The organism is Flavobacterium sp. AK-345 (genome assembly GCF_058310175.1).
The window spans coordinates 25,419-47,686 of sequence record NZ_JBZEER010000003.1 but is presented as its reverse complement, the minus strand read 5'-3'; the positions used below and the strand labels follow the sequence as shown (position 1 = coordinate 47,686).

Annotated in this window: 20 protein-coding genes and 2 tRNA genes; 10 read left to right on the top strand and 12 right to left on the bottom strand. The window is 33.2% G+C overall.

Annotation, left to right across the window (positions count from 1 at the left end; genetic code table 11):
• Positions 1–36: 36 nt before the first annotated feature.
• From tsf to AC4FQ3_RS07150, 6 genes are all read right to left on the bottom strand, one after another.
• On the bottom strand, positions 37–999 hold the full coding sequence (gene tsf, locus AC4FQ3_RS07175; RefSeq protein WP_042566257.1) for a translation elongation factor Ts: 963 nt from the start codon (positions 997–999) through the stop codon (positions 37–39).
• 138 nt (positions 1,000–1,137) lie between these two features.
• Entirely contained in the window at positions 1,138–1,935 is a 798-nt protein-coding gene (gene rpsB, locus AC4FQ3_RS07170) for a 30S ribosomal protein S2 (RefSeq protein WP_042566258.1), read from the bottom strand.
• Positions 1,936–2,108: 173 nt separating this feature from the next.
• A complete protein-coding gene (gene rpsI, locus AC4FQ3_RS07165; protein WP_007808909.1) occupies positions 2,109–2,495 on the bottom strand; it encodes a 30S ribosomal protein S9 in 387 nt (128 codons plus the stop codon).
• Positions 2,495–2,950 carry a 50S ribosomal protein L13 gene (rplM, locus tag AC4FQ3_RS07160; protein WP_026983738.1) on the bottom strand — a complete coding sequence of 152 codons (456 nt, stop codon included), beginning with the start codon at positions 2,948–2,950 and terminating at the stop codon, positions 2,495–2,497. Before rplM ends, rpsI begins: the two co-directional genes overlap by 1 nt.
• A gap of 193 nt (positions 2,951–3,143) precedes the next feature.
• Positions 3,144–3,956, bottom strand: coding sequence for a ferritin-like domain-containing protein (locus tag AC4FQ3_RS07155; protein WP_042566259.1), 813 nt, complete (start codon positions 3,954–3,956; stop codon positions 3,144–3,146).
• A 26-nt stretch (positions 3,957–3,982) separates the two neighbouring features.
• Positions 3,983–4,729: a ferritin-like domain-containing protein gene (locus AC4FQ3_RS07150; RefSeq protein WP_491181413.1), complete on the bottom strand. Its 747-nt coding sequence runs from the start codon at positions 4,727–4,729 to the stop codon at positions 3,983–3,985.
• A gap of 194 nt (positions 4,730–4,923) precedes the next feature.
• Here AC4FQ3_RS07150 and AC4FQ3_RS07145 point away from each other — a divergent pair, with 194 nt between their 5' ends.
• Positions 4,924–5,949, top strand: coding sequence for a LacI family DNA-binding transcriptional regulator (locus AC4FQ3_RS07145; protein ID WP_302094581.1), 1,026 nt, complete (start codon positions 4,924–4,926; stop codon positions 5,947–5,949).
• 103 nt (positions 5,950–6,052) lie between these two features.
• On the opposite strand, the gene polA is transcribed toward AC4FQ3_RS07145, so the two are convergent.
• On the bottom strand, positions 6,053–8,893 hold the full coding sequence (gene polA, locus AC4FQ3_RS07140) for a DNA polymerase I (RefSeq protein ID WP_491181412.1): 2,841 nt from the start codon (positions 8,891–8,893) through the stop codon (positions 6,053–6,055).
• A gap of 317 nt (positions 8,894–9,210) precedes the next feature.
• Here polA and AC4FQ3_RS07135 point away from each other — a divergent pair, with 317 nt between their 5' ends.
• From AC4FQ3_RS07135 to AC4FQ3_RS07110, 6 genes are all read left to right on the top strand, one after another.
• Entirely contained in the window at positions 9,211–9,420 is a 210-nt protein-coding gene (locus tag AC4FQ3_RS07135; protein WP_491181411.1) for a hypothetical protein, read from the top strand.
• Positions 9,421–9,593: 173 nt separating this feature from the next.
• Positions 9,594–10,268 carry a response regulator transcription factor gene (locus tag AC4FQ3_RS07130; protein WP_042566264.1) on the top strand — a complete coding sequence of 225 codons (675 nt, stop codon included), beginning with the start codon at positions 9,594–9,596 and terminating at the stop codon, positions 10,266–10,268.
• Positions 10,269–10,275: 7 nt separating this feature from the next.
• A complete protein-coding gene (locus AC4FQ3_RS07125) occupies positions 10,276–11,613 on the top strand; it encodes a sensor histidine kinase (protein ID WP_491181410.1) in 1,338 nt (445 codons plus the stop codon).
• Positions 11,614–11,718: 105 nt separating this feature from the next.
• Positions 11,719–11,922 (top strand): hypothetical protein, encoded by a 204-nt coding sequence (locus AC4FQ3_RS07120; RefSeq protein WP_042566265.1) that lies wholly within the window; start codon positions 11,719–11,721, stop codon positions 11,920–11,922.
• Between the two features lie 194 nt (positions 11,923–12,116).
• Positions 12,117–13,352 (top strand): metallophosphoesterase, encoded by a 1,236-nt coding sequence (locus AC4FQ3_RS07115; protein ID WP_042566266.1) that lies wholly within the window; start codon positions 12,117–12,119, stop codon positions 13,350–13,352.
• Positions 13,353–13,423: 71 nt separating this feature from the next.
• Positions 13,424–13,726: a thioredoxin family protein gene (locus tag AC4FQ3_RS07110; protein WP_042566267.1), complete on the top strand. Its 303-nt coding sequence runs from the start codon at positions 13,424–13,426 to the stop codon at positions 13,724–13,726.
• A gap of 23 nt (positions 13,727–13,749) precedes the next feature.
• Here the strand turns inward: AC4FQ3_RS07110 and AC4FQ3_RS07105 are convergent, their stop codons facing one another.
• Both AC4FQ3_RS07105 and AC4FQ3_RS07100 read right to left on the bottom strand, forming a co-directional pair.
• The gene (locus AC4FQ3_RS07105; RefSeq protein ID WP_491181409.1) at positions 13,750–14,388 is read right to left on the bottom strand and encodes a polysaccharide deacetylase family protein; all 639 of its coding nucleotides are present in this window, start codon (positions 14,386–14,388) and stop codon (positions 13,750–13,752) included.
• 95 nt (positions 14,389–14,483) lie between these two features.
• Positions 14,484–17,765, bottom strand: a complete 3,282-nt coding sequence (locus AC4FQ3_RS07100; protein WP_491181408.1) for a glycosyltransferase family 117 protein — start codon at positions 17,763–17,765, stop codon at positions 14,484–14,486.
• A gap of 245 nt (positions 17,766–18,010) precedes the next feature.
• Between AC4FQ3_RS07100 and AC4FQ3_RS07095 the strand changes: the two genes are divergently transcribed.
• Both AC4FQ3_RS07095 and AC4FQ3_RS07090 read left to right on the top strand, forming a co-directional pair.
• Positions 18,011–18,081: transfer RNA gene (locus AC4FQ3_RS07095), tRNA-Gln, on the top strand.
• A 243-nt stretch (positions 18,082–18,324) separates the two neighbouring features.
• Positions 18,325–18,395: transfer RNA gene (locus AC4FQ3_RS07090), tRNA-Gln, on the top strand.
• Between the two features lie 193 nt (positions 18,396–18,588).
• Here the strand turns inward: AC4FQ3_RS07090 and AC4FQ3_RS07085 are convergent.
• Both AC4FQ3_RS07085 and AC4FQ3_RS07080 read right to left on the bottom strand, forming a co-directional pair.
• Complete coding sequence (locus AC4FQ3_RS07085) at positions 18,589–19,395, bottom strand: helix-turn-helix domain-containing protein (protein ID WP_491181407.1); 807 nt, start codon at positions 19,393–19,395, stop codon at positions 18,589–18,591.
• A gap of 67 nt (positions 19,396–19,462) precedes the next feature.
• Positions 19,463–20,878: an aldehyde dehydrogenase family protein gene (locus tag AC4FQ3_RS07080; protein ID WP_491181406.1), complete on the bottom strand. Its 1,416-nt coding sequence runs from the start codon at positions 20,876–20,878 to the stop codon at positions 19,463–19,465.
• A 270-nt stretch (positions 20,879–21,148) separates the two neighbouring features.
• Here AC4FQ3_RS07080 and AC4FQ3_RS07075 point away from each other — a divergent pair, with 270 nt between their 5' ends.
• Positions 21,149–21,295, top strand: coding sequence for a hypothetical protein (locus tag AC4FQ3_RS07075; protein WP_491181405.1), 147 nt, complete (start codon positions 21,149–21,151; stop codon positions 21,293–21,295).
• Between the two features lie 72 nt (positions 21,296–21,367).
• On the opposite strand, the gene AC4FQ3_RS07070 is transcribed toward AC4FQ3_RS07075, so the two are convergent.
• Positions 21,368–22,192, bottom strand: a complete 825-nt coding sequence (locus AC4FQ3_RS07070) for a universal stress protein (protein ID WP_491181404.1) — start codon at positions 22,190–22,192, stop codon at positions 21,368–21,370.
• Between the last annotated feature and the right edge of the window lie 76 nt (positions 22,193–22,268).

Below are 22,268 nucleotides of genomic sequence, written 5' to 3'. Positions count from 1 at the left end.
TATTCGGGCTTTTTATATTGAAATAATAATAATATATTAACCTAAAGTAACTCTTTTGAAACCTGTAATTTCAACGTTGAATCCTTTAACATAATCACCAACTTTTTTACTATCATCTTTGATGAAGTTTTGATCAAGTAAAGCTTTTTCCTGATCTAAAGTAGTATTGTCAGAGATGAAACGTTGAACTTTTCCTGGAATAATTTTATCCCAAATTTGTTCTGGTTTACCTTCAGCTTTTAATTCAGCTTTAGCATCTTCTTCAGCTTGTTTTAAAACTTCTTCAGTCAATTGAGAGAAAGAAATATATTTAGGAACATTTTTTAAAGTTTTTCCTAAACGTTTTGCTTCTTCATTATCCTTTTCGATTACAGCAATGCGAGCAGCAAGTTCAGATTCAACGAAAGCAGGATCAAAATCTTTGTAAGATAATGTATCAGCTCCCATAGAAGCAACTTGCATAGAAACATCTTTAGTTAAAACGTCAGCATTAGGAATTGCAGCAGAAATTGCAGTTAATGCAGCAATTTTGTTAACGTGAACATAAGATCCAACGAAAGCACCTTCTAAAATTTCAAAACCACCGATTTCGATTTTTTCACCGATAACACCAGTTTGCTCGATTAATTTTTCAGCAACAGTAATTCCGTTGAAATCTGAAGCTAAAAATTCTTCTTTAGAAGAGAAGTTAATAGCTCTTTCTACTAATTCTTTAGCCAAAGTTACGAAAGCCTCATTTTTACCTACGAAATCAGTTTCGCAGTTTAAAGTGATGATAGCTCCTTTAGTTTTGTCAGCATTGATAAAAGAAACAGCAGCTCCTTCAGAAGACTCACGGTCAGAACGGTTAGCAGCAACTTTTTGTCCTTTTTCTCTAAGGTTTTGTATAGCTTTATCGAAATCTCCATCAGCTTCAACTAAAGCTTTTTTACAGTCCATCATTCCGGCACCTGTAGTTTGTCTTAATTTATTTACGTCTGCAGCAGTAATTGTTGCCATAATATTTTGAATTTTAATGTTAAAAGTAAAAATTCCATCTTTTAAATTCTAAACTCCAATTTTATTAAATTATCAACATAACGTTTTTAATTTTGTATTTGGATTTTAGAATTTAAAATTTGGAATTTAAAATTTGATTTATTCTTCAGTTGCAGGAGCAGCAGCTTCAACAGCTGGTGCAGCCTCTGCAGCAGGAGCAGCTTCAGCAGCAGCTTCTTCTGTAAATACTTCAGTTTCTTTATCAGAACCTCTGTCAGAAAGACCATCGATTACAGCAGCAGTTACTAAAGATAAAATTTTGTCAATTGATTTAGAAGCATCATCATTTGCAGGAATAACGTAATCAACCTCTCTTGGGTCAGAATTCGTATCAACCATTGCGAAAACTGGAATGTTTAATTTTTGTGCTTCTTTTATTGCGATGTGTTCAGCTTTGATATCTACTACGAACAATGCTGCAGGTAGTCTAGACATATCAGCGATTGAACCTAAGTTTTTCTCTAATTTAGCACGTAGACGATCAACTTGCAAACGCTCTTTTTTAGATAACGTCATGAAAGTACCATCTTTCTTCATTTTATCAATAGAAGACATTTTTTTAACTGCCTTTCTGATAGTTACAAAGTTAGTTAGCATTCCACCAGGCCATCTTTCAGTGATGTAAGGCATGTTTGCAGCCTTTGCTTTTTCAGCAACGATGTCTTTAGCTTGTTTTTTGGTAGCTACGAATAAGATTTTTCTACCTGATGCAGCGATTTTTTTCAAAGCTTCGTTAGCTTCTTCAATTTTTGCTGCAGTTTTATATAGATTGATAATGTGAATACCATTACGCTCCATATAAATGTAAGGGGCCATGTTTGGATCCCATTTTCTAGTCATGTGTCCGAAGTGAACACCTGCTTCTAGTAAGTCTTTTACTTCTATTTTGTTTGCCATTTTTGTACTAGTTTACGTTCTGTTGATTAGCAATGTATAAATGGCGGTTTCCCAGGCTTTATACATTTAGATGCTAAACTATTTCCTACCTCGATAGGAGAGCAACAACAACTGTGTTTTTTAATTTCAATAAATTGATGATGTCTTGTACCATATGCACAAGACAGGTAATATTAACGTTTAGAGAATTGGAATCTCTTACGAGCTTTCTTCTGACCGAATTTCTTACGTTCAACCATTCTTGGATCTCTTGTTAATAAACCTTCTGGTTTTAAGATAGCTCTGTTTTCAGCATTTACTTCACACATAACGCGTGCCAATGCCATTCTTACAGCTTCTGCCTGACCAGTTGAACCACCTCCGTAAACGTTTACTTTTACGTCAAAGTTGTTTACATTTTCTGTCATAGACATTGGTTGTAAAACTTTGTATTGTAAAGTTGCAGTTGGAAAGTAAGTTGCGAATTCTTTTTTGTTTACAGTGATTTTTCCTGTTCCTTCAGAAACATATACACGTGCAACAGCGGTTTTTCTTCTACCGATTTTGTGAATAACTCCCATTACTTAAGATCGTTTAGGTTAACAGTTCTAGGTTTTTGAGCTCCGTGAGTATGCTCAGCACCTACAACAACATTTAGATTTCTAAAAAGTTCAGCTCCTAATTTGTTTTTAGGTAACATTCCTTTTACAGCTTTTTCTACTAATAATGCAGGATTTTTAGATTGCAATACTTTAGCAGTTAAAGTTCTTTGTCCTCCTGGGTAACCTGTATGACGCATGTAAATTTTGTCATTCATTTTTGTACCTGTAAGGTTAATTTTTTCTGAGTTGATAACAATTACGTTATCTCCACAGTCAACGTGTGGTGTGTAACTTGGCTTGTACTTACCTCTTAAGATCATCGCAACCTTTGAAGCAAGACGACCTAAGTTATGACCTTCAGCGTCAACAACAATCCACTCTTTTGTTACAGTGGCTTTGCTAGCTGAAATTGTCTTGTAGCTTAATGCGTCCATAATATTATTTTAATTAAACATTCCATCCCCAATAAAGGGGATGCAAAAGTACAATTAATTATTTTAAAACCAAATACCTGAAAAGATTATTTTATCTACTGAAAATCAGCGTATCAGTTTTTTATTTAAAACAATAAAAAAAAACCACCTTCACAATAACGCGAAGGTGGTTCAATATTTAGAATTATTTTTCTTAAACAATAAATAAATTGGCAATATCAACTACTTGTTGTGTCGCAAGCGGTTCATCATAAGCTTCTGATCCGGCGGCTGCTCCAAATAAAGTAGCGGTATTATAACCTGCCTGTACTGTAACGCCTTCGCCAGCGTAAACTGCCTGAGTTGCTTCTGGCATTCCGGCACCTCTTTCATCATTAGAAATCCATCCTTTTAATCCGCGCAGGCGTCGTACTTCTGATGCGTGACGAGCTTCTACAGAGTGTATTTGTAATGCTGCAGTTAATAAGTCAGGTGTTGTAATTAAATTTCCGGCCTGACCTTTATAGGCTCTTACTCCGGTGTCTTCAAAGGCTTGTGCCAATGCTAAAAAGGTTGGATAATCACCAAAAGGATCAAATGCTCCACCAACAGTGAAATCAAAAGTAGGTTTCGGAACAAAATTTGCACTCATGGTACCGCCCAAACCAGCGATTAAAAAAGAGACGTGATCTGCTTCGTGTGCTGCAATTTGCTGGAAAACCTTTAAATCGCGTCCGCCATTTTCTGATGCAGGAATTACTCCTGAATCTAAAGCCATAGCATAAAATTCGTTTTCAAGATATTCTAAAGTCAATGCAAATTGCAAAGCCCCAATTGGAGTTGCGGGAGTTGCAGTAATATCTTTTGCTAATGCTTTATTTGCCATCGCAGATAATCCGAATGGAATTGATGCATATGCCAATGTTTTTCCTATGTTTCCAAACTGCGAAAAACTGTCTCTGCGAGAACCAGTGCTTCTCATTAAGCTATCATCAGTGAAGGTTTCTATAAATTTTAAAATATTCATAATTTCTAAGTTTTAGCTAGTTAAGATTAAGGTAAATATTTGGCAGTAAATTTTGTAGTAATAAATCCTCCTGCAATTGGCAGAATTTTTGAAGGATCCTGAGCAACATCTAATCCTGTTGATGTGTTAATAACATCATCACCGGCAAAATCTGCAGAATTTGGATTAATCAAACTTCTGATTGCTGAAGCGTGTCTTGCTTCTACAGAAACAATTTTCCCAGCCAATACTAAATAGTCAGGACTTTTAATTAATTTTCCCGCTCCGTTATAAGCAGCGACTCCGGTATCTTCTAGTGCTTTTGCAGTAGCAAGAACTTCGGTACGGCTGTTAAAATTTAAAGCACCATAATTAAAAGCTAAGGATGGAAGTAATTGTGAACTTGGATCAGGTAGCGCTCCGCTTAAAGCTGCTTTGAAAAAATCTCTGTGAATTACTTCATGATGGTACAAGTCAGTCAAAACCTGACGCTCTGTATCGTTAAAAGTTGCATTAAAACTTGTAGCATTTACAACTTTAGTATAAAAATCTGCTTCAAGCTGTTCTAAGGCATAAGCATAAGTTAGTACGCCAAAATCTCCTGATCCTAAATCGAAAACACCATTTCGAATTCCAGGCAATGAAGTGTCATCCATTTCTTCATCGTTATCATTATCGCTGCATCCAGCCAAAACCAAACCTGCGGTAACTAATGTTAAGCCACTGAGCTTAAGAAAGCTCCTTCTGTTATTCAATGAAGGATCTACTTCATGAATTTTAACTTCGTTTTTCATAATTAAAGGTTTTTTAATAAGTTAATAACATGTATTAAGTTATTAACGAAATTTTAGGAAGTGCGGTTTTATAAAATCAATCTTTTTTAGTTTTATTTTGAAAAGGGCTTATAATTTGAAATAGTAATAGGTGTTTTTTGTTTTATTTTCGGTAATTCTACTATATTTGTATCAATTACATAAACATTTATTAGATGAAAGCTAAAGCAACTCTAAAACAAATTGCGAAAGAACTAGGTGTTTCTGTGTCGACTGTGTCTAAAGCATTGAATGACAGTCCGGAAATCAGTGAGCAAACGAAGGTGAAGATTAAGGAGTATGCCAAACTCAAGAATTATAAGCCGAATGTTATTGGTCTGAATTTAAAGAATCGTAAAACCAAAACTATTGGGGTAATTATACCTAATATATTAAACTCCTTTTTTGCAAAGGTTTTTAGTGGTATCGAAAAAGTAGCGGATAAAAAAGGATATAATGTAATTACATGTATTTCGAATGAATCTTTAGAAAAAGAAATTCATACACTTGAAATGCTGAGCAACGGAACAATTGACGGATTTATTCTTTCTGTCTCTGAAGAAGCTCAGAAATTACAAGATTACAGTCATTTTTCTGCTATTATTAATGACGGAACGCCAATTGTAATGTTTGACAGAATTGCAGATGAAGTAGAATGTGATAAAGTTGTAGTTGATGATTTTGATTCGGCTTTAAATTCAACACAGCATTTAATTAATTTAGGATGTAAAAACATTGCCTTAATTTCTTCTGTAGATAATTTAAGTGTTGGGAAATTGAGAGCTGATGGATATTTAAAAGCTTTAAAAGACAACAATATTCCGGTAAACGAAAAAATTATCCTTCGTACCGATTCTGAAGATGATATGAAAGCTAAAATTGATGGATTGTTTGATCATAAAATCGATGCCATTTTTGCTTTGGATGAAAATGATTCGGTTGCTGCATTAAGAGTAAGTTTGAAAAAAGGTTTTAGAGTTCCGGAAGATATTTCGATAATAGGTTTTGCCGATGGAATTTTAGCATCTCGCCGTTTGTCACCAAGTTTAACTACAATTAGCCAACACGGAATTGAAATTGGAGAAGTTGCCGCTAAACAATTAATCAAACGATTAGAAGAAAAAGAAGATGAAACTTCAGATTATGAAACTATCGTCATTAAAACAAAGTTGAAAGAACGAGAGTCGACTAGAAAAGTTTAAAAAAATCAAAAAAAATATAAAAAAGACTGTCCGAAAGGGCAGTCTTTTTACGTTTTTGTCATTTCGACGAAATGACAAGATTGTAGTTAAATCTAAAAAATTCTTAATGCGCAGCAAGCCAGTCTTTACCCAAACCAAGTTCAACTTCTAAAGGAACTGCCATTATAAAAGCATTCTCCATTTCGTGTTTAATCATTGGCTGAATTTTCTCGAGTTCATCGTTGTGAACATCGAAGACAAGCTCATCATGTACCTGAAGCAGCATTTTAGATTTCCAGTTTTCTTCTGTTAGTTTTTTATGAATGTTAATCATTGCGATTTTAATGACATCGGCAGCACTTCCCTGGATTGGAGCGTTAACTGCATTTCGTTCAGCAGCACTTCTTACCACAGCATTTACTGAGTTAATGTCTTTTAAATAACGGCGACGTCCCAAAATTGTTTGTACATATCCTTTTTCGCGCGCAAATTCGATTTGCTCATTAATATAAGATCTTAATCTTGGATATGTTTTGTAATACGCTTCGATCAAAGCAGCACTTTCGCTTCTTGATAACGAAGTTTGATTGCTTAATCCAAAAGCCGAAACACCATATATAATACCGAAGTTTACTGTTTTAGCATTGCTTCTTTGTTCGCGTGAAACTTCTTCTAACGGAACATCAAAAACTTTTGCAGCGGTGGCTTTATGAATATCTTCTCCATCCTGAAAAGCTTTAATCATATTTTCTTCACCACTTAAAGCGGCGATAATTCTTAATTCTATTTGCGAGTAATCGGCAGAAATTAAAGTATGGTTTTCATCACGAGCTACAAACGCTTTACGAATCTGACGGCCTCTTTCGGTACGGATCGGAATGTTTTGTAAGTTCGGATTATTAGAACTCAAACGTCCCGTTGCAGCAACGGTTTGCATATAATCGGTATGAACGCGCAATGTCTTTTTATCTACTTGTTCTGGCAAAGCCAAAATATAAGTGCTTTGTAATTTCACCATTTGGCGCCAATCCAAAATTTCTTTTACAATCGGGTTGACGTTGGCCAAATATGTCAAAACTTCTTCACCGGTTGCATATTGTCCGGTTTTGGTTTTCTTTTGTTTTGCTCCGCCAATTTTTAATTTATCAAATAAAATATCACCCAATTGTTTCGGTGAGGCCAAATTGAATTTCTCGCCCGCAGTTTCGTATATTTTCTCTTCTAAAGATTTGATTTCAATCTCCATTTCTTTAGACATGATACTTAAAAACTCCGTGTCTAAACGAATTCCTTCGGTTTCCATTGCAGCTAAAACACTTACTAACGGAATTTCGATTTCATTAAATAATTTTTTGGTTTCGGTTTTATCTAATTCTGTTGTAAAAATTTCTTTTAATTGCAAAGTAACATCAGCATCTTCTGCAGCATATTCCTTAATATCTTCAAGAGGAACCTGGCGCATCGAAATTTGATTTTTTCCTTTTTTACCAATTAAGGTTTCAATTGATTTTGGCGAATATTTCAAATAGGTTTCTGCCAAAATATCCATATTATGACGCATATCCGGATTAATCAAATAATGCGCAATCATGGTGTCAAAAAGTTTTCCTTTTACAGTAACGCCATAATTAGAAAGTATTTTTAAGTCGTATTTTAAATTCTGACCAATTTTTTCGATGTTTTCATTCTCGAAAAACGGTTTGAATTTATCTACTAAAACCTGAGCTTCTTCCTGACTTTCTGGAAACGGAACATAAAAAGCTTTTCCTTTTTCATAAGAAAATGACATTCCGACCAATTCTGCATGCAAAGCATCTAAACCAGTTGTTTCGGTATCAAAACAAACCGAAGTCTGCTTTTGTAAATTTTGTAAAAGCAATTTTATTCCCAAATCACCTTCAATAGCCTGATAGGAATGCGTTGTGTTTTCTAGAGTATTGTAAAAGGAAGTTCTTTCCTCAGTTTCTGCGTCTATAGTTGCACCGCCTCCAAACAGATCAAACTGATCTTCGTTTTTAGGTTGTGGTTTTTTATATAATTTGGCTTCGTCACCTTTGTTGGCTAATTCATTTCCACCGCCAATTTTAAATAAATTGTCAAATTGTTCGGCCATTCTTCTAAATTCCAATTCCTGAAAAATAGCATCTGTTTTTTCAATATCCGGGCGAGAAAGTTCGTAGTCATTCTCATTAAAAACAACATCGCAGTCACATATAATAGTAGCCAGTTTTTTAGATAAAATTCCTTTTTCTTTATTGGCTTCGATGTTTTCTTTCATTTTACCTTTCAGTAAATGTGTGTTTTCCAAAAGATTTTCCATCGTACCAAATTCTTTCAGGAATTTTTTAGCGGTAACTTCTCCAACTCCCGGCAGTCCCGGAATGTTATCGACAGCATCCCCCATCATTCCTAGAAAGTCAATTACCTGATCTGGTCTTTCGATTTCAAATTTTGCTAAAACTTCGGGAACTCCCCAAATTTCGATACCATTTCCCATACGGGCTGGTTTGTACATGAATATATTTTCTGAAACTAATTGTGCAAAATCTTTATCGGGAGTAACCATAAAAACTTTGTAGTTTTCTTTTTCGGCTTGTTTGGCAATAGTTCCAATTAAATCATCGGCTTCACAACCTTCTATTTCAATAATCGGAATATGCATGGCTCTTAATAAATCCTGAATATACGGAATCGCAATTTTAATCGCCTCAGGTGTTGCATCACGATTGGCTTTGTATTCAACAAACATTTCGGTTCTAACATGACTTCCGCCTTTATCAAAAGCTACAGCCAAATGATCCGGTTTTTCACGTTTTATAACATCTAAAAGCGAATTCATAAATCCCATGATCGCTGATGTATCCATTCCTTTTGAGTTAATTCGCGGGTTTTTTATAAAGGCATAATATCCACGAAAAATTAATGCATAAGCATCGAGAAGAAAAAGACGTTTTTGAGTTGACATAAAAAAAATATTAGTCTGTAAAAATAAACAATTGGGTTCTCAAAAATTAGACTAATAAGAATTTTTTTTCACCATATAAGTTATATAAGTTCATTTAATTTTAATAATGTAATGTTAGACACACTGCAGTGCGTCTCTACAATAATACGCGTCTCTACTAATATTGACTTATATAACTTATATGGTGGAAAACCACACAAACCGTTAATGTCTCGTTAAAATATTCACGGTAGCTATTTTCTTCATTTTCTCTTCATTTTACAGAGGTAAATTTGATCTGTAAAATAAAAAATAATAATTTTTAAATAATAGAAATCATGAGAAATTTATTGATGTTATTAGTAGCAGTTTTAGGAACAAGTGTGATGGTAAGTGCATTTCCTGCAAAAGGAAAAGAAACTCCGGTGAAAGAAATTAAAGCAACAAAACACCCAAAAACCAAAGCTGAGAAAAAAGCAAAATCTGAGAAAAAAGCAGCAGCAAAATCTGAAACTGCTAAATCAGAACCTGCCAAAGCAAGTAAATAGTATTTTTTTTGTTTTGCTATCGAAGAATTGTAAGGGCAGCAAAACAGAAAGGATAATTATGGAGAGAGCTGATAGAGAAATTTATCAGCTTTTTTTGATTCGTTAATTTTTTAATAATTGGCAACCGCGCTTTTTAGAATTGTTTACTTTAGTTGCGTTTACAACTTTTGCTTATGAATATTTTAATTGTTGAAGATAATAAAGAACTTGCCGCAGAAGTTTACGACTTTTTGTGCAACACGGGTTATATATGCAAAATTGCAAATACTTGTGCTGATGCTTTAGAAGAAATAAATAGTAATGATTATGATGCGATGCTGCTCGATCTTGGTTTGCCTGACGGAGATGGTTTTGAGGTTTTAAAAACTGTTAGAAAATCAAAATCTAAAATAGCGGTAATTGTTATTACGGCACGCGGAGAACTCGACGACAGAATTAATGGACTGCATCTTGGTGCCGATGATTATTTGACAAAACCATTTGCTTTGACAGAACTTAGCGCCAGAATATTTGCTGTAATCCGTAGAATACATGGTTTTACTTTGAATGATTTACTGATTCACGGATTTTCAATGCAATTGCAGGATTATAAAGTAAGCTACGATTCAATTCCAATTAATTTGACCAAAAAAGAGTTTGATATTTTTCAGTATTTGGTTCTGAATAAAAACCGGGTAATTACAAGATTACAGCTTACAGAACATATTTGGGGAGATATTCTCGAAGTCAATTCTGATTCTAATTTTATTGATGTTCATGTTCGAAATCTTCGAAAAAAACTCGACAAACATACTGCTATAGATTGGTTCGAAACCGTACGAAATGTGGGTTATCGTATAAACGAATAAATAAACGATGAAAATAAAACATCAGCTCGCTATTTTTAATGCACTAACGCGTTTGTTGGTGATTTTGGTTTTATGGCTGATGTTGCCGATTTTAGTTCAAAATGTAGTTTATAAACACATTAATAACGGATTGCTGGAAAAGAAGAAAAAATTCATTGATCATTTAAACCAAAATGAAATTAATGATTTTATCGAAAACGAAGGTGATTCTACCGAAACATATTCTCAATTTTCGACCTTACACAGTGAGTTTTTGGTTTTGTCAAGAACTTCTGTTAAACCAAAACAAAAGAAAACCACTTTTAGCAACGATTTTCGAATTATTGAAGGTGAAGAAAGTGAATATAGAATTCTTCGTCATCATTTTACGTATGAAAATCAGGATTATCAGCTCGAAATTGGCAGCAGTCTTAGCGAAGTAAATGATCTTACGTTTATTATCAAGCTGTTTATTATTATTGTTTTGGTGGTTATTCTTCTGGTTACTTTTTTGGCAGATACTTTTTATATTGAATATTTGCTTAAACCTTTTTATAAAATTATTGATACTAAAATAAGGCGTGTAAACGAACCCGAAGCGTTTGATTATACACCCATAAATGCGAAGTCGAGAGATTTTAGAGAACTGGATTTGGTTTTAAATCAAATGATGGACCGCATTGGAATTGTTTTCAAAAAAGAAAAACAATTTATTTCGAATGTTTCTCATGAACTGCTTACGCCAATTGCTTTGCTAAAAAACAAATTGGAGAACTTACTTCAAAATGATTCTTTGGATGATAATGCAATTGATAAAATTGCCAGTTCACTCAAAACATTGGATATGCTCAAAAAAATCATTAATAATTTATTGTTGATTTCCAGAATCGAAAACAATCAATATGAAGCCAATGAAAGTATTGACTTTAATGAAATCATAAATGGATTATACGAAGATTTGCAGGATCGAATTGAGGATAAAGGTTTGCAGTTTGAAAATGCAATTCGGCACGATTTTCATTTTACAGGAAATAAAACACTAATTCATATTTTGTTGTATAATTTGGTAACCAATGCGATAAAATACAATCGCGAAAATGGAAATGTCAAAGTTAGCGACGGATTTTCAAATCAAAATTATTTCTTATCTATTTCTGATTCCGGAATTGGAATGGATGAATCTCAACTAGAACGTATATTCACTCGTTTTACCCGTATTAGTTCAGATCAGGACGGGCAGGGTTTAGGTCTTGCTATTGCAGAAAGTATTGCCGTTTTTCATCACATCGAAATTAAAGTTACTTCGACTTTAAATCATGGAACGACGTTTTTATTATTGTTTCCAAATCTTGTAAAAGCCAATTAAATGTTAATTGTTTTAGTAAGATAATTTCTTCATTTTGTCTTCATTTAGCGATTATATCTTTGGCTTATAAATAATGAAACAATAATAATCATAAAACTTTAAGTCATGAAAAAATTAGTAATGTTAGCTGTAGCAATCTTAGGAACAACAGCAATGGTAAACGCTCAAACTACTCCAGCTCAAACTACTCCAACAAAAGAAGTTAAAGCTACAAAACATTCAAAAAAGAAAGCAGAAAAAGCAGATAAAAAAGCTGAAGCTGCAAAAACAGAAGCTGCAAAGCCAGAAACTGCAAAAGCTAAAAAATAACGATTGATTTTCATTTTGGGTTCATAAATTGTTGGTTTGGTTTATGAAATTAGTTGACAATGATAATTTTTAGTCAGAGAAAAAGCTGTTAGAGAAATCTATCAGCTTTTTTGTTTCTTTTTTGAGTTAAATTTTTGATAATAAAAAGCAATAAAATTTTCATTCTTTGTTACTTTGCTTAAAACTATACCTACATGATAATTCGTTTTGTTATTCTTTGTGCTCTTTTTTTATTTATTGAGTTCTATTCTTATCAAGCCTTTCGTACCCTAATCAAATTAAGATGGGTTTTGATCAGTTATCAAGTTATAAGCTTACTTATTTTACTCTTTATAATTTATTCTTTTTCGCAAGTAGATCGTTCTGTTGGTCAAACCAGACAGTTCATGTTTACTACAGGTTTAATGTTGCTGGTTTATGTCCCAAAAATTGTTCTGACATTGGTAATGTTTGGAGAAGATATTTTTAGAGTAGGGGCAAGTATCCTGAATTATTTTATTTATAATGCTCCAAGAAAAGAAATGATGCCGGACAGACGAAAGTTTATCAGTCAGATTGCTTTAGGACTTGCTGCCGTACCATTTTTATCTTTAATTTACGGAATTTTTGAAGGAAAATATAATTTTAAGGTATTCAAACAAACGATCTTTTTTCCTGATTTGCCAGATGCTTTTGATGGTTTTAAAATCACTCAGATTTCAGATGTTCATAGTGGAAGTTTTGATAACCCCGAAAAAATAAATTATGCTATTGATTTGATTAATCAACAAGAATCGGATATAATTTTGTTTACCGGAGATATTGTAAATACACACGCTGTAGAAATGAATCCTTGGCTAACAGCTTTTAACAGAATAAAAGAGTATAAATATGGTAAGTTTTCAGTTTTAGGAAATCATGATTACGGAGAATATGTGACATGGCCTTCTGAAAAAGAAAAAGATGAAAATTTTCAGGCTATTAAAAGCCTTTACGGGCAAATAGGTTTTAAACTTTTATTAAATGAACATACTTACATTCAAAAAGGCGATGATAAAATTGCAATTATTGGTGTTGAAAACTGGGGTGTAAATTTTAAGAAAGCGGGTGATTTAAATAAAGCTTCGCAAAATGTTCATCAGGACGATTTTAAAGTTTTAATGAGTCATGATCCAAGTCATTGGGAGGCAGAGATTAAAGAACATCCTAAAAATTTCCACTTAACATTATCAGGACATACGCATGGAATGCAATTTGGAATTGAAATTCCGGGATATTTTAAATGGAGTCTGGCTCAATACATCTATAAACAATGGGCGGGCCTTTATGAAAATGTAGGAAGATATGTTTATGTAAACCGCGGTTTTGGATTTCATGCCTATCCGGGACGTGTTGGTATCATGCCGGAAATAACGGTTATTGAACTAAAAAAAGGCAACAATGTGGCTTAATTCGTTAAAAATGCTACATTTGTATTAATTATCTCTTTTTAAAAGATTAAAAGAATTAAATTTTTGGTTTTATGTCAAAATTTGGAGAACTTATAAATGCTCAAGTTCCGGTGTTAATCGATTTTTACACCGATTGGAACGAATCATCTGTATCTATGCATCCTGTTATTAAAGATGTTGCGGCTGCGCTTGGCGATAAAGCCAAAGTGATTAAAATTGATGTAGATAAGAATCAGGAGCTGGCTGAAGCATTACGTATTAAAGGACTTCCTACTTTAATGATTTATAAAGAAGGACAAATGATCTGGAGACAATCCGGAGAACTTGACGCGAATACTATTATAGGAATAGTTCAGGATCAATTTAGCGTATAAAGGAAACTACTCCTTGAAGGATATTAGTGAATAATATCAAAAGCAAATCCGTTTTCTTTTAAAAAATGCAGTGTTTTAGGTAACGCAAATTTTAAATTTTGTGAAGCTTTAATACTGTCATGAAATACAATTACACTTCCTGATTTTACATTTTTAGTAACGTTTTCAAGACATTTCTCGGGTGTAATGCTTTGATCAAAATCGGCACTCAAAACATCCCACATTATTATTTTATAGCCCAGATTTCGCAAAATCTTAGATTGTTCTTTTTTGATTTTCCCGTAAGGAGGACGAAATATAAGTGTTTTTTCTTTTTTCTCTTCTTCTAAAACAGCAGCACAATTTTTTACATTCTCTATATAATCATTCGTATGGCTTTTCCATCCATTAACGTGATTCATAGTGTGGTTTCCTATTGAATGCCCTTCTTTAATTAGTTTTTCAAATAAGGATAAATTGGCTTTTATGTTTTTTCCAATACAGAAAAAAGTTGCTTTTGCATCAAATTTTTTCAATTCAGATAAAACCCAATCAGTAATTTCCGGAGTAGGCCCATCATCAAAAGTGAGGTAGATTTTCTTTTCATTGTTCGGAATATCCCAACAATATTTAGAAAATACCCTTTTTATAAATGAATTAGTTTTTACCCAATAAAAGCTCATTTTGAAATTATTTTAGATATATGTAAAAATAAAAAATGTAGCGCTATTTTTCAATAATGCTACATTTTTTTAATTAATATGTTTTTCGTATCTTATTATTCTTTTTCTCTGCCAAAGCGTTCGAAAATATTTACATAAGTGTTAAAAGTTGCTTTATGTTTTTCATAGAAAGCCGAGTCTTTGTTTTCTTTCATCACCTGTAACAAGCTTCTGTAGCGCTCAATATCTGTAATGATATCAATTGCCAAATCAGATTGGTCTCCGGCAGTTAAAGTTTTATAATAATCTAAGTTCTCTCTGTATTTTTGAACTAGTTTATCAAGTAAATCGTGTGCTTTTGCTGTTTCTCCTACTTTATAATATCCTCCGGCAAAAGGCTCTACTAATGAATAGTAACCAAATTTATCTAAAGGCATTTTTGTCATGGCTAAATTGATAATGTTTTTAGCCTTGTCAATTTTTCCTTCTTCAATAAGTTGATACATTAAACGCGACAGGTTTGTGCGGTATGTAATACTATTTCTTCTTGTTTCAGGATCGTGATAGATTTTTTCGCTTTCGCTATTGCCCCAATCCCATTTCATTACAATGTCGTACATTTTATCAGCATCAATTTGTCCCATGTCCATAGGTCCGCCATCTTTAGAAGGCGTATTTTTAACTGGAACTAATTTGTAGACCATTCCGTCTAGCTGTAAATAATCTTTCAGCCATAAATAATCTTCATCATCAAAAGCACCTCCACTAAAATAAATAGGACGTTTCCAGTTGTTATTCGCTAAGATATCCAACATCATTAAGCGGTTTTTGTAGATCGCGCTTCCTTTGATATCAATGTCCATATAAGGAACAATAGAATCGTTGTATTTAGGGTTGACAACTTTATTTTTGATGATTAAATCTTTGTCAACATTTACTCTGATTTTATTTGTTGGATAAAAGTGAATCGTTTGTCCGTTTTGTAAACCAACGGTCGATTTTGGATTCTTAATAAAACTAATAAAATCATTAATATTCCAACGAGTTTCTATTTTCGGTATATGAGCCACATAATCCAGTTTATCACCCACATATTCTGCATGCGTAAATGAAATAGGTAATGGATCGGATTCATACGATTTGGCTTTCATTTGATCGATATACCAATCTGTCATAAATAAACTCGTATTTACGATTTTTACGTCGGTTCTAAAATGCTCAATTTCCTGCGCATACCATAATGGGAAAGTGTCATTGTCTCCAATGGTAAATAAAATAGCATCTTTGTCGCAAGAATCCAGGTAAGCTTTTGCCATTGCAACTGCCGTACGTTTGTTAGATCTGTCATGATCATCCCAGTTTTGAGATGCCATTAAAATTGGCGCTGCTAATAAACTTCCCGCAATAATAATTGGACCCGCAATTCTTGGGGCTACATATTTTTGAATGCTTTCGTATAAAGAATAAACCCCAAAGCCTATCCAGATTGCAAACACATAAAATGATCCTACAAGAGCATAATCTCTTTCACGAGGCTCAAAAGGTCTCTCGTTTAAGTATATTTTTAAAGCAATTCCAGTAAATAAGAATAATGCTAAAAGCACATAGAAACTTTTAAGATCTTTATTTGCATGGTACATTAAACCAATAAGTCCAAGAATAAATGGCAGGAAGAAATAAACATTTCTTCCTTTGTTATTTAAAACATCCGAAGGTAAATTATCCTGAGACCCAAGATGTACAGAGTCCAGAGGTTTAATTCCGCTAATCCAGTTTCCATCCAGATTGTCGTATTTTCCCTGAACGTCACTTTGGCGTCCAACAAAATTCCACATTAAATACCTCCAGTACATATATCCAAATTGATATTCAATCATGAAACTGAAATTGTCAGCAGTAGTTGGTTTTTCGATGATTAAATAATCACCGTAACTTTTAAGGAATTTTACATAACCTTCGTTGTCAATTTGTTTTTGCGCATAAGCTCTTCTAAATTCAGAAACTGTTTTCTCAACTTCATTACGTAATTGTGCAGTAGCTTTATTGTACTCTTCTTCGCTTAATTGGCTGGCGTCAATTCCGTATTTAGCCAAATCATCTTCATAAGGATAATTAGGATTTATTTTGAATTGAGGAGGACTTGTAAAATTGATATAGTTTTGAATGTGTCCGGTTTCGGTACTCCACATTCTTGGCAGAATCGTTTTTTGATTATCATCAGTATTCTGTTCTGCATTTTTATAATTATTGGTAATAATATATTTACCTGTTTTATAATCTCTTTCGTAGTTTGGTTTTTTATCTAAATAAGGCGTTTTTGCATCTAAACCAGCAAATACTTCTGTGTATTGTGGTCCATAAAACAATGGATTGACACCATATTGTTCACGATTGTAATATGCCAAAACCTCTGTAGCATCCGATGGTTTGTTTTCGTTAATTACAGTATTGGCATTAGCACGAACCGGCAGCATCATCCAGGTAGAGAAGCCTATTAAGATAAAAAGAATGCAAAGAATGATAGTATTATAGAAAACCAGTCCTTTTTCTTTGGTGAATTTTAATCCAAAATAAAAGAATGCAATAAAAAGTAAACCAACAAAAATAGTTCCTGAGTTAAATGGCAATCCCATACTGTTTACCATGAATATTTCGGTTTTACCGAAGAAAGCCATTGTTAACGGAAGAAGCAATTTGAATATAAACAACAAAATAGCAATTACAACAGCGTTTGCAATAATGAAATTTTTGATGGTAACTTTTTCGTAGTGTTTAAAATAGTAAAGAAAACCAATTGCAGGAATGGTTAATAGTGCCATAAAGTGAACTCCAAAAGAAAGTCCGATAACAAGTGAAATGATTAATAACCATTTGTTTCCTTTAGGTTCGTCCATATCTTGTTCCCAACGTAATCCAAGCCAAAAAAGCAATGCGATTAATAAGGAAGCCATAGCATAAACTTCGGCTTCAACAGCGTTGAACCAAAAACTGTCAGAGAATGTATAGGCAAGGGCTCCAACAAAAGAACTTCCCAGAATAACAACTGAATTGTTTTTGTCAATTTCTGCAAATCGTGCAATGATTTTTTTCAAAATCATTGATGAGGACCAAAACATAAACAAAATTGTAAATGCGCTAGAAAATACAGACATCATATTTACCATTACCGCCACATGTTCTTTATCTATAGCAAACATGGCGAAAAAGGCACCCATCATTTGAAATAAAGGTGCTCCCGGAGGGTGGCCAACTTCCAGTTTAGCGGCTGTAGCAATATATTCGCCACAATCCCAAAAACTCATGGTAGGTTCAACAGTTAGTGTATAGGTAATTAAAGCGATTGCAAATGCAAACCAACCAATAATTGTATTCCATTTATTGAAATTGAATTGTGCCATATTTAGGTGTTAAAATTTTGTATGTTTTCTATCCTACAAAGAAAATGTTTTTTTGTGTAAAGAAACGACCATTAACAAAAAATTCTACAAAACTATTTGCTCGAAGTAACGTATTGTTTGTGAAATACTTGTGGTGGTATTAAAGGTTTTGGAGGAATAAAAAGGAAAAAAAATTGATTTTTTTCGTCAAAAAGTTTGCGCAAACTAAAAAAAGCTTTAAATTTGCACTCGCTTAACAGCACTGCTGGTCTATGGTGTAATGGTAACACAACTGTTTTTGGTGCAGTCTTTCAAGGTTCGAGTCCTTGTAGACCAACATAAAGCCTCTCAATCGAGAGGCTTTTTTTATGTTATAAACTTAAGGATTTTGTTGAGATAAGTAATTTTCAATTTTTACTGGAGAGAGAAATTTTTTATAGAAAAAAAAATAATTTTCTCTTTTTATTTAATCTTTCGTTAGTGTTTGGATTTTTATAAAAAAAAATGTTTACGGTTATTTTATAAAAAGTTTGTGTAAACTAAAAATTAAATTAAATTTGCATTCGCTTAATCGCACTGCTGGTCTATGGTGTAATGGTAACACAACTGTTTTTGGTGCAGTCTTTCAAGGTTCGAGTCCTTGTAGACCAACATAAAAGCCTCTCAATCGAGAGGCTTTTTTTATGCAATGTCTCGTGCTGAAGCAAGTGTACTACTTGAGGGTAGTATTTAATCTCTTGATATCTGAATATTTAAATAAAAATTGAAAATGATAAGCTCAGGTTTCTCGTTTTCTTGTATTGTATACGAGCTTTGCTGAAAAATATAAATAGTTGTTGAATATTTATTTTGAAAACAAGGAAGAAGGAACTACTCCAAATTTCTTTTTAAACGAAAAAGAAAAATGGGATAAATCTTCAAAGCCTACTCCGATATAAACTTCTGATGGAGGATTTCCTTGCTTGATTAAATAATAAGCTTCCTGAAGTCTTTTGTTTAATAACCATTTTCCGGGCGTTTGCTGAAAGACTTTTTCAAAATCTCTTTTGAAAGTAGCTAGGCTTCTGCCGGTTAAATAAGCAAAACGATTTAAGTGTACATTAAAATGAAAGTTTTTATTCATAAAGGCTTCCAGATCTATTTTTCCGGGTTCGGTAAAATCAAACAGAATGTTTTTTAATTCAGGATTTACTTTAATTAAAAGATGAATGGCTTCTTTTATTTTTAGTTTAAACAAAGCTTCGTTGTTTTCCTGTTCAACTTCAAGATAAGAAATTAGTGATTCTATGAATGATTTGTACAGCGGATCAGGATCTAGCGGAATGATAGATTCTGAATGTGCTTTTTTTTGAATTGTGATGTTGTATTCGCTGCTTACTTCGCGTAAAACTTCCTGATCTAAAAAAAGTGATATCGATTTGAATTCGCCTCCCTCGGGCGGAATTTTTATAAATTTAGCTAAATGATTTCTTTTGCTAAGGCGAAAATCACCAGGTTTAGAATGATAGGTGTTTTTGCTGTCAGAAGCGATCATTTCTCCGGAAACCTGATAACTAAAAACATGTTCGGGAATAAAATGTTCACCTTCGCGACTGCGTGCAAAATAACAGGAATATAGTATTTTGGGTTTTGTATTAGTAATTGCTGCCATAATGTAAAGTTAGTAAAAGATCTGAAAATCTATTTATGAAGATTTTCAGATCCTTGTATTTAGGTATTTATCGAATTAAGGCTTTTGGTTCAAGATAAGCTTCAAGCCCAATTGTGCCAAATTCCCTGCCTATTCCTGATTGTTTAAATCCGCCAAAAGGAGCCATTGGATCATGTTTAATTCCGTTTATTTGCACACGTCCTGCATTAATTTGAGAAGCTACGTTATGTGCTCTTTTTTCGTCAGAAGAGCTTACATAAGCTTGTAATCCGTAAGTGGTGTCGTTTGCAATTTTAATGGCTTCTTCTTCTGTTTGGTAAGTAATGATTGATAAAACCGGACCAAATATTTCTTCTTGTGCAATACGCATGTTATTTTTCACATTTACAAATACAGTTGGTTTAACAAAATTACCGTTTTCTAATCCGTTAGGTTTTCCTAAACCGCCAATTAAAATTTCAGCACCTTCATTAATTCCTATTTGAATATAATTCTGAACTCGTTCATATTGTTTTCTGCTAACCATTGGGCCCACTGTAGTAGTTGTGTTTTTTGGGTCGCCAACAACGATGTTTTGAGTGCTATTTTTAATCAGGGATTTAACTTCTTCCAGTTTATCTTCAGGTACCAATAATCTTGTACCTGCAATACACGCTTGTCCACTGTTCATATACGCGGCGGCTATTGCACGCGGAATTGCTTCTGAAAAATTAGCATCATCAAGAATAATATTTGGTGATTTTCCTCCAAGTTCAAGCGTAACGCGTTTCATGGTGTTAACAGCTTCTTTTGCAATAATTTTCCCGACAATTGTAGAGCCTGTAAACGAAATTTTGGCAACATCAGGATTACGGCTTATTTCGGCACCGACAATTTCGCCTAAACCATTAACGATATTAAAAACGCCTTTTGGCAAGCCGGCTTCATGAAGGCATTCTGTCATTAATTGTGTTTGTTGAGCACTCATTTCGCTTGGTTTTATTACTGCCGTACATCCCGCGGCAATTGCTGTTGAGAGTTTGCCACAGATGAAACCATTGCTTGAATTCCATGGAATAATAATTCCAACCACACCAATTGGTGTCATCTGAACTTCAGATTCCCCCATAATTTTGTTGAAACTATAAGTGTTTAATAGTTGAATTGCCGACTCAAAACTTTTTAGCATATAATCAAAGCTGATTGTTGCAAATTGAGATGTTCCCCCGTATTCTTCAATCATTGTGCTAATGAATTCTTCTTTTCTTTTTTTAATAGAAGTTTGGATATTCTGTAAATAGTGAATTCTTTCGGTAATTGTTGTTTTAGAAAAAGTTTTAAAAGCTGTTTTAGCGGCGTCTATCGCTTTTTTTGTGTCTTCTTGGTTTCCTAAAAGAACTTTTCCTAATTTTTCATTAGTTGTGGGGCTAATAAGATCGAAATATTCTGTTCCTTTTGGTGTAATAAATTCTCCGTTAATGTAAATTTTGTCTATTGTTTTCATGGTATATTTTTTATGAATTTTATTAGACAAAGATCTGGATTAAGAATACTGCTTACTTTGTTGTAAGGTTCAAATAGACTTTGTTATAAAGCTCATAAAAAAAAGTTTTTATGAAGAATAATTATAGCGGAATATAAATTTAGATGTTAAAATTTCAAATAAGTAAGTTTTTTATTTGACTTATATGTCTGTTTATTAGTATTTTAAGTATATTTGATATGACGAAAAAATACTGCAGTGCGTTTTTGTTTTAACTAAAAATTTAAAATTATGGATAATTTAAAAAAATTTGAGTTTGAAGCGTTAGATTCTTCTGAAATGAAAGAAGTGCAAGGTGGAAATTTGTTTGATGATCTTGTAAAGGTGATAAAATCTTTAGAGCCAATTATTAATCCAATAGTTGGAATAGTAACATAAGAGTGTTAAACGTAGTTATTATAAAAAAAGCTTCTCAATTGAGAAGCTTTTGTGTTTATTGTGTTTTGTTATTTAAATTTTAAATGTTATTACGGGTTTAACAGCGTGATTTACTAAACCTTCGCTAATGCTTCCATTGAAAAAATGTGCAAAACCAGTTCTTCCGTGTGTGCACATCCCAATAATGTCTGCATTTATACTATTAGAGAAATTAATAATTCCCTTTTCTATATTCGTGTCGTTATAAATGTGTGTTGAGTAATTCGTAAGGTTGAATTCTGAAGTGAATTCCTTTATTGCTTGTTCTACAACATGAGTTGGTTTAAAACTGTTTGGTGTGCAAATAGTTACCAGGTGTATTTTTGAATCGAAAAATTTAGTAATATTCAACAGTTTTTCAAATGGTTTTTTAGTTTCGTCTGTAAAATCTGATGCGAAAACAATATTTGAAGCATTAAAGTTTTTTATGTCTTTTTTGATAACCAAAACCGGGATTTCAGAATTACGAACCACTTTTTCAGTATTAGAGCCAATTAGTAATTCCTCAATTCCAGAAGAACCGTGTGATCCCATAATGATTAAGTCAACATCGTAATCTTTGCTTATTTGAGTGATGCCGTGAATTGGTTTGTCCATTTTTACAATTTCGGTAACAGGAATTCCGTCCAGATATGGCCTTGATGAAATTTCGTCAAGTGTTTCGTTTGCTTTTTTCATAAAAAGCATGGTTTCCGGAATACTCACACCGCCCAAAATTGCATCATTCATTTGATGGGGTAACTCAAGCATGTGTAAAATGATAATTTCAGAATCGTTTTTTTTGGCAATCTGTGCGGCGACTTTTAAAGCGTCTTCAGCATGTTCTGAAAAATCTGTAGGTACTAGAATTCGTTTCATAACTTTTAGGGTTAAATAAGGTGAAATTCTTTATTTTTAATGCTTCTATAAAGATAAGAAATATTTTAGAGCAATG

What these genes read in the sequence shown, in the direction of transcription:
- tsf (WP_042566257.1), bottom strand. Translation starts at nt 999, where the DNA reads ATGGCAACAATTACTGCTGCAGACGTAAATAAATTAAGACAAACTACA.
- rpsB (WP_042566258.1), bottom strand. Translation starts at nt 1,935, where the DNA reads ATGGCAAACAAAATAGAAGTAAAAGACTTACTAGAAGCAGGTGTTCAC.
- rpsI (WP_007808909.1), bottom strand. Translation starts at nt 2,495, where the DNA reads ATGGGAGTTATTCACAAAATCGGTAGAAGAAAAACCGCTGTTGCACGT.
- rplM (WP_026983738.1), bottom strand. Translation starts at nt 2,950, where the DNA reads ATGGACGCATTAAGCTACAAGACAATTTCAGCTAGCAAAGCCACTGTA.
- AC4FQ3_RS07155 (WP_042566259.1), bottom strand. Translation starts at nt 3,956, where the DNA reads ATGAATATTTTAAAATTTATAGAAACCTTCACTGATGATAGCTTAATG.
- AC4FQ3_RS07150 (WP_491181413.1), bottom strand. Translation starts at nt 4,729, where the DNA reads ATGAAAAACGAAGTTAAAATTCATGAAGTAGATCCTTCATTGAATAAC.
- AC4FQ3_RS07145 (WP_302094581.1), top strand. Translation starts at nt 4,924, where the DNA reads ATGAAAGCTAAAGCAACTCTAAAACAAATTGCGAAAGAACTAGGTGTT.
- polA (WP_491181412.1), bottom strand. Translation starts at nt 8,893, where the DNA reads ATGTCAACTCAAAAACGTCTTTTTCTTCTCGATGCTTATGCATTAATT.
- AC4FQ3_RS07135 (WP_491181411.1), top strand. Translation starts at nt 9,211, where the DNA reads ATGAGAAATTTATTGATGTTATTAGTAGCAGTTTTAGGAACAAGTGTG.
- AC4FQ3_RS07130 (WP_042566264.1), top strand. Translation starts at nt 9,594, where the DNA reads ATGAATATTTTAATTGTTGAAGATAATAAAGAACTTGCCGCAGAAGTT.
- AC4FQ3_RS07125 (WP_491181410.1), top strand. Translation starts at nt 10,276, where the DNA reads ATGAAAATAAAACATCAGCTCGCTATTTTTAATGCACTAACGCGTTTG.
- AC4FQ3_RS07120 (WP_042566265.1), top strand. Translation starts at nt 11,719, where the DNA reads ATGAAAAAATTAGTAATGTTAGCTGTAGCAATCTTAGGAACAACAGCA.
- AC4FQ3_RS07115 (WP_042566266.1), top strand. Translation starts at nt 12,117, where the DNA reads ATGATAATTCGTTTTGTTATTCTTTGTGCTCTTTTTTTATTTATTGAG.
- AC4FQ3_RS07110 (WP_042566267.1), top strand. Translation starts at nt 13,424, where the DNA reads ATGTCAAAATTTGGAGAACTTATAAATGCTCAAGTTCCGGTGTTAATC.
- AC4FQ3_RS07105 (WP_491181409.1), bottom strand. Translation starts at nt 14,388, where the DNA reads ATGAGCTTTTATTGGGTAAAAACTAATTCATTTATAAAAAGGGTATTT.
- AC4FQ3_RS07100 (WP_491181408.1), bottom strand. Translation starts at nt 17,765, where the DNA reads ATGGCACAATTCAATTTCAATAAATGGAATACAATTATTGGTTGGTTT.
- AC4FQ3_RS07085 (WP_491181407.1), bottom strand. Translation starts at nt 19,395, where the DNA reads ATGGCAGCAATTACTAATACAAAACCCAAAATACTATATTCCTGTTAT.
- AC4FQ3_RS07080 (WP_491181406.1), bottom strand. Translation starts at nt 20,878, where the DNA reads ATGAAAACAATAGACAAAATTTACATTAACGGAGAATTTATTACACCA.
- AC4FQ3_RS07075 (WP_491181405.1), top strand. Translation starts at nt 21,149, where the DNA reads ATGGATAATTTAAAAAAATTTGAGTTTGAAGCGTTAGATTCTTCTGAA.
- AC4FQ3_RS07070 (WP_491181404.1), bottom strand. Translation starts at nt 22,192, where the DNA reads ATGAAACGAATTCTAGTACCTACAGATTTTTCAGAACATGCTGAAGAC.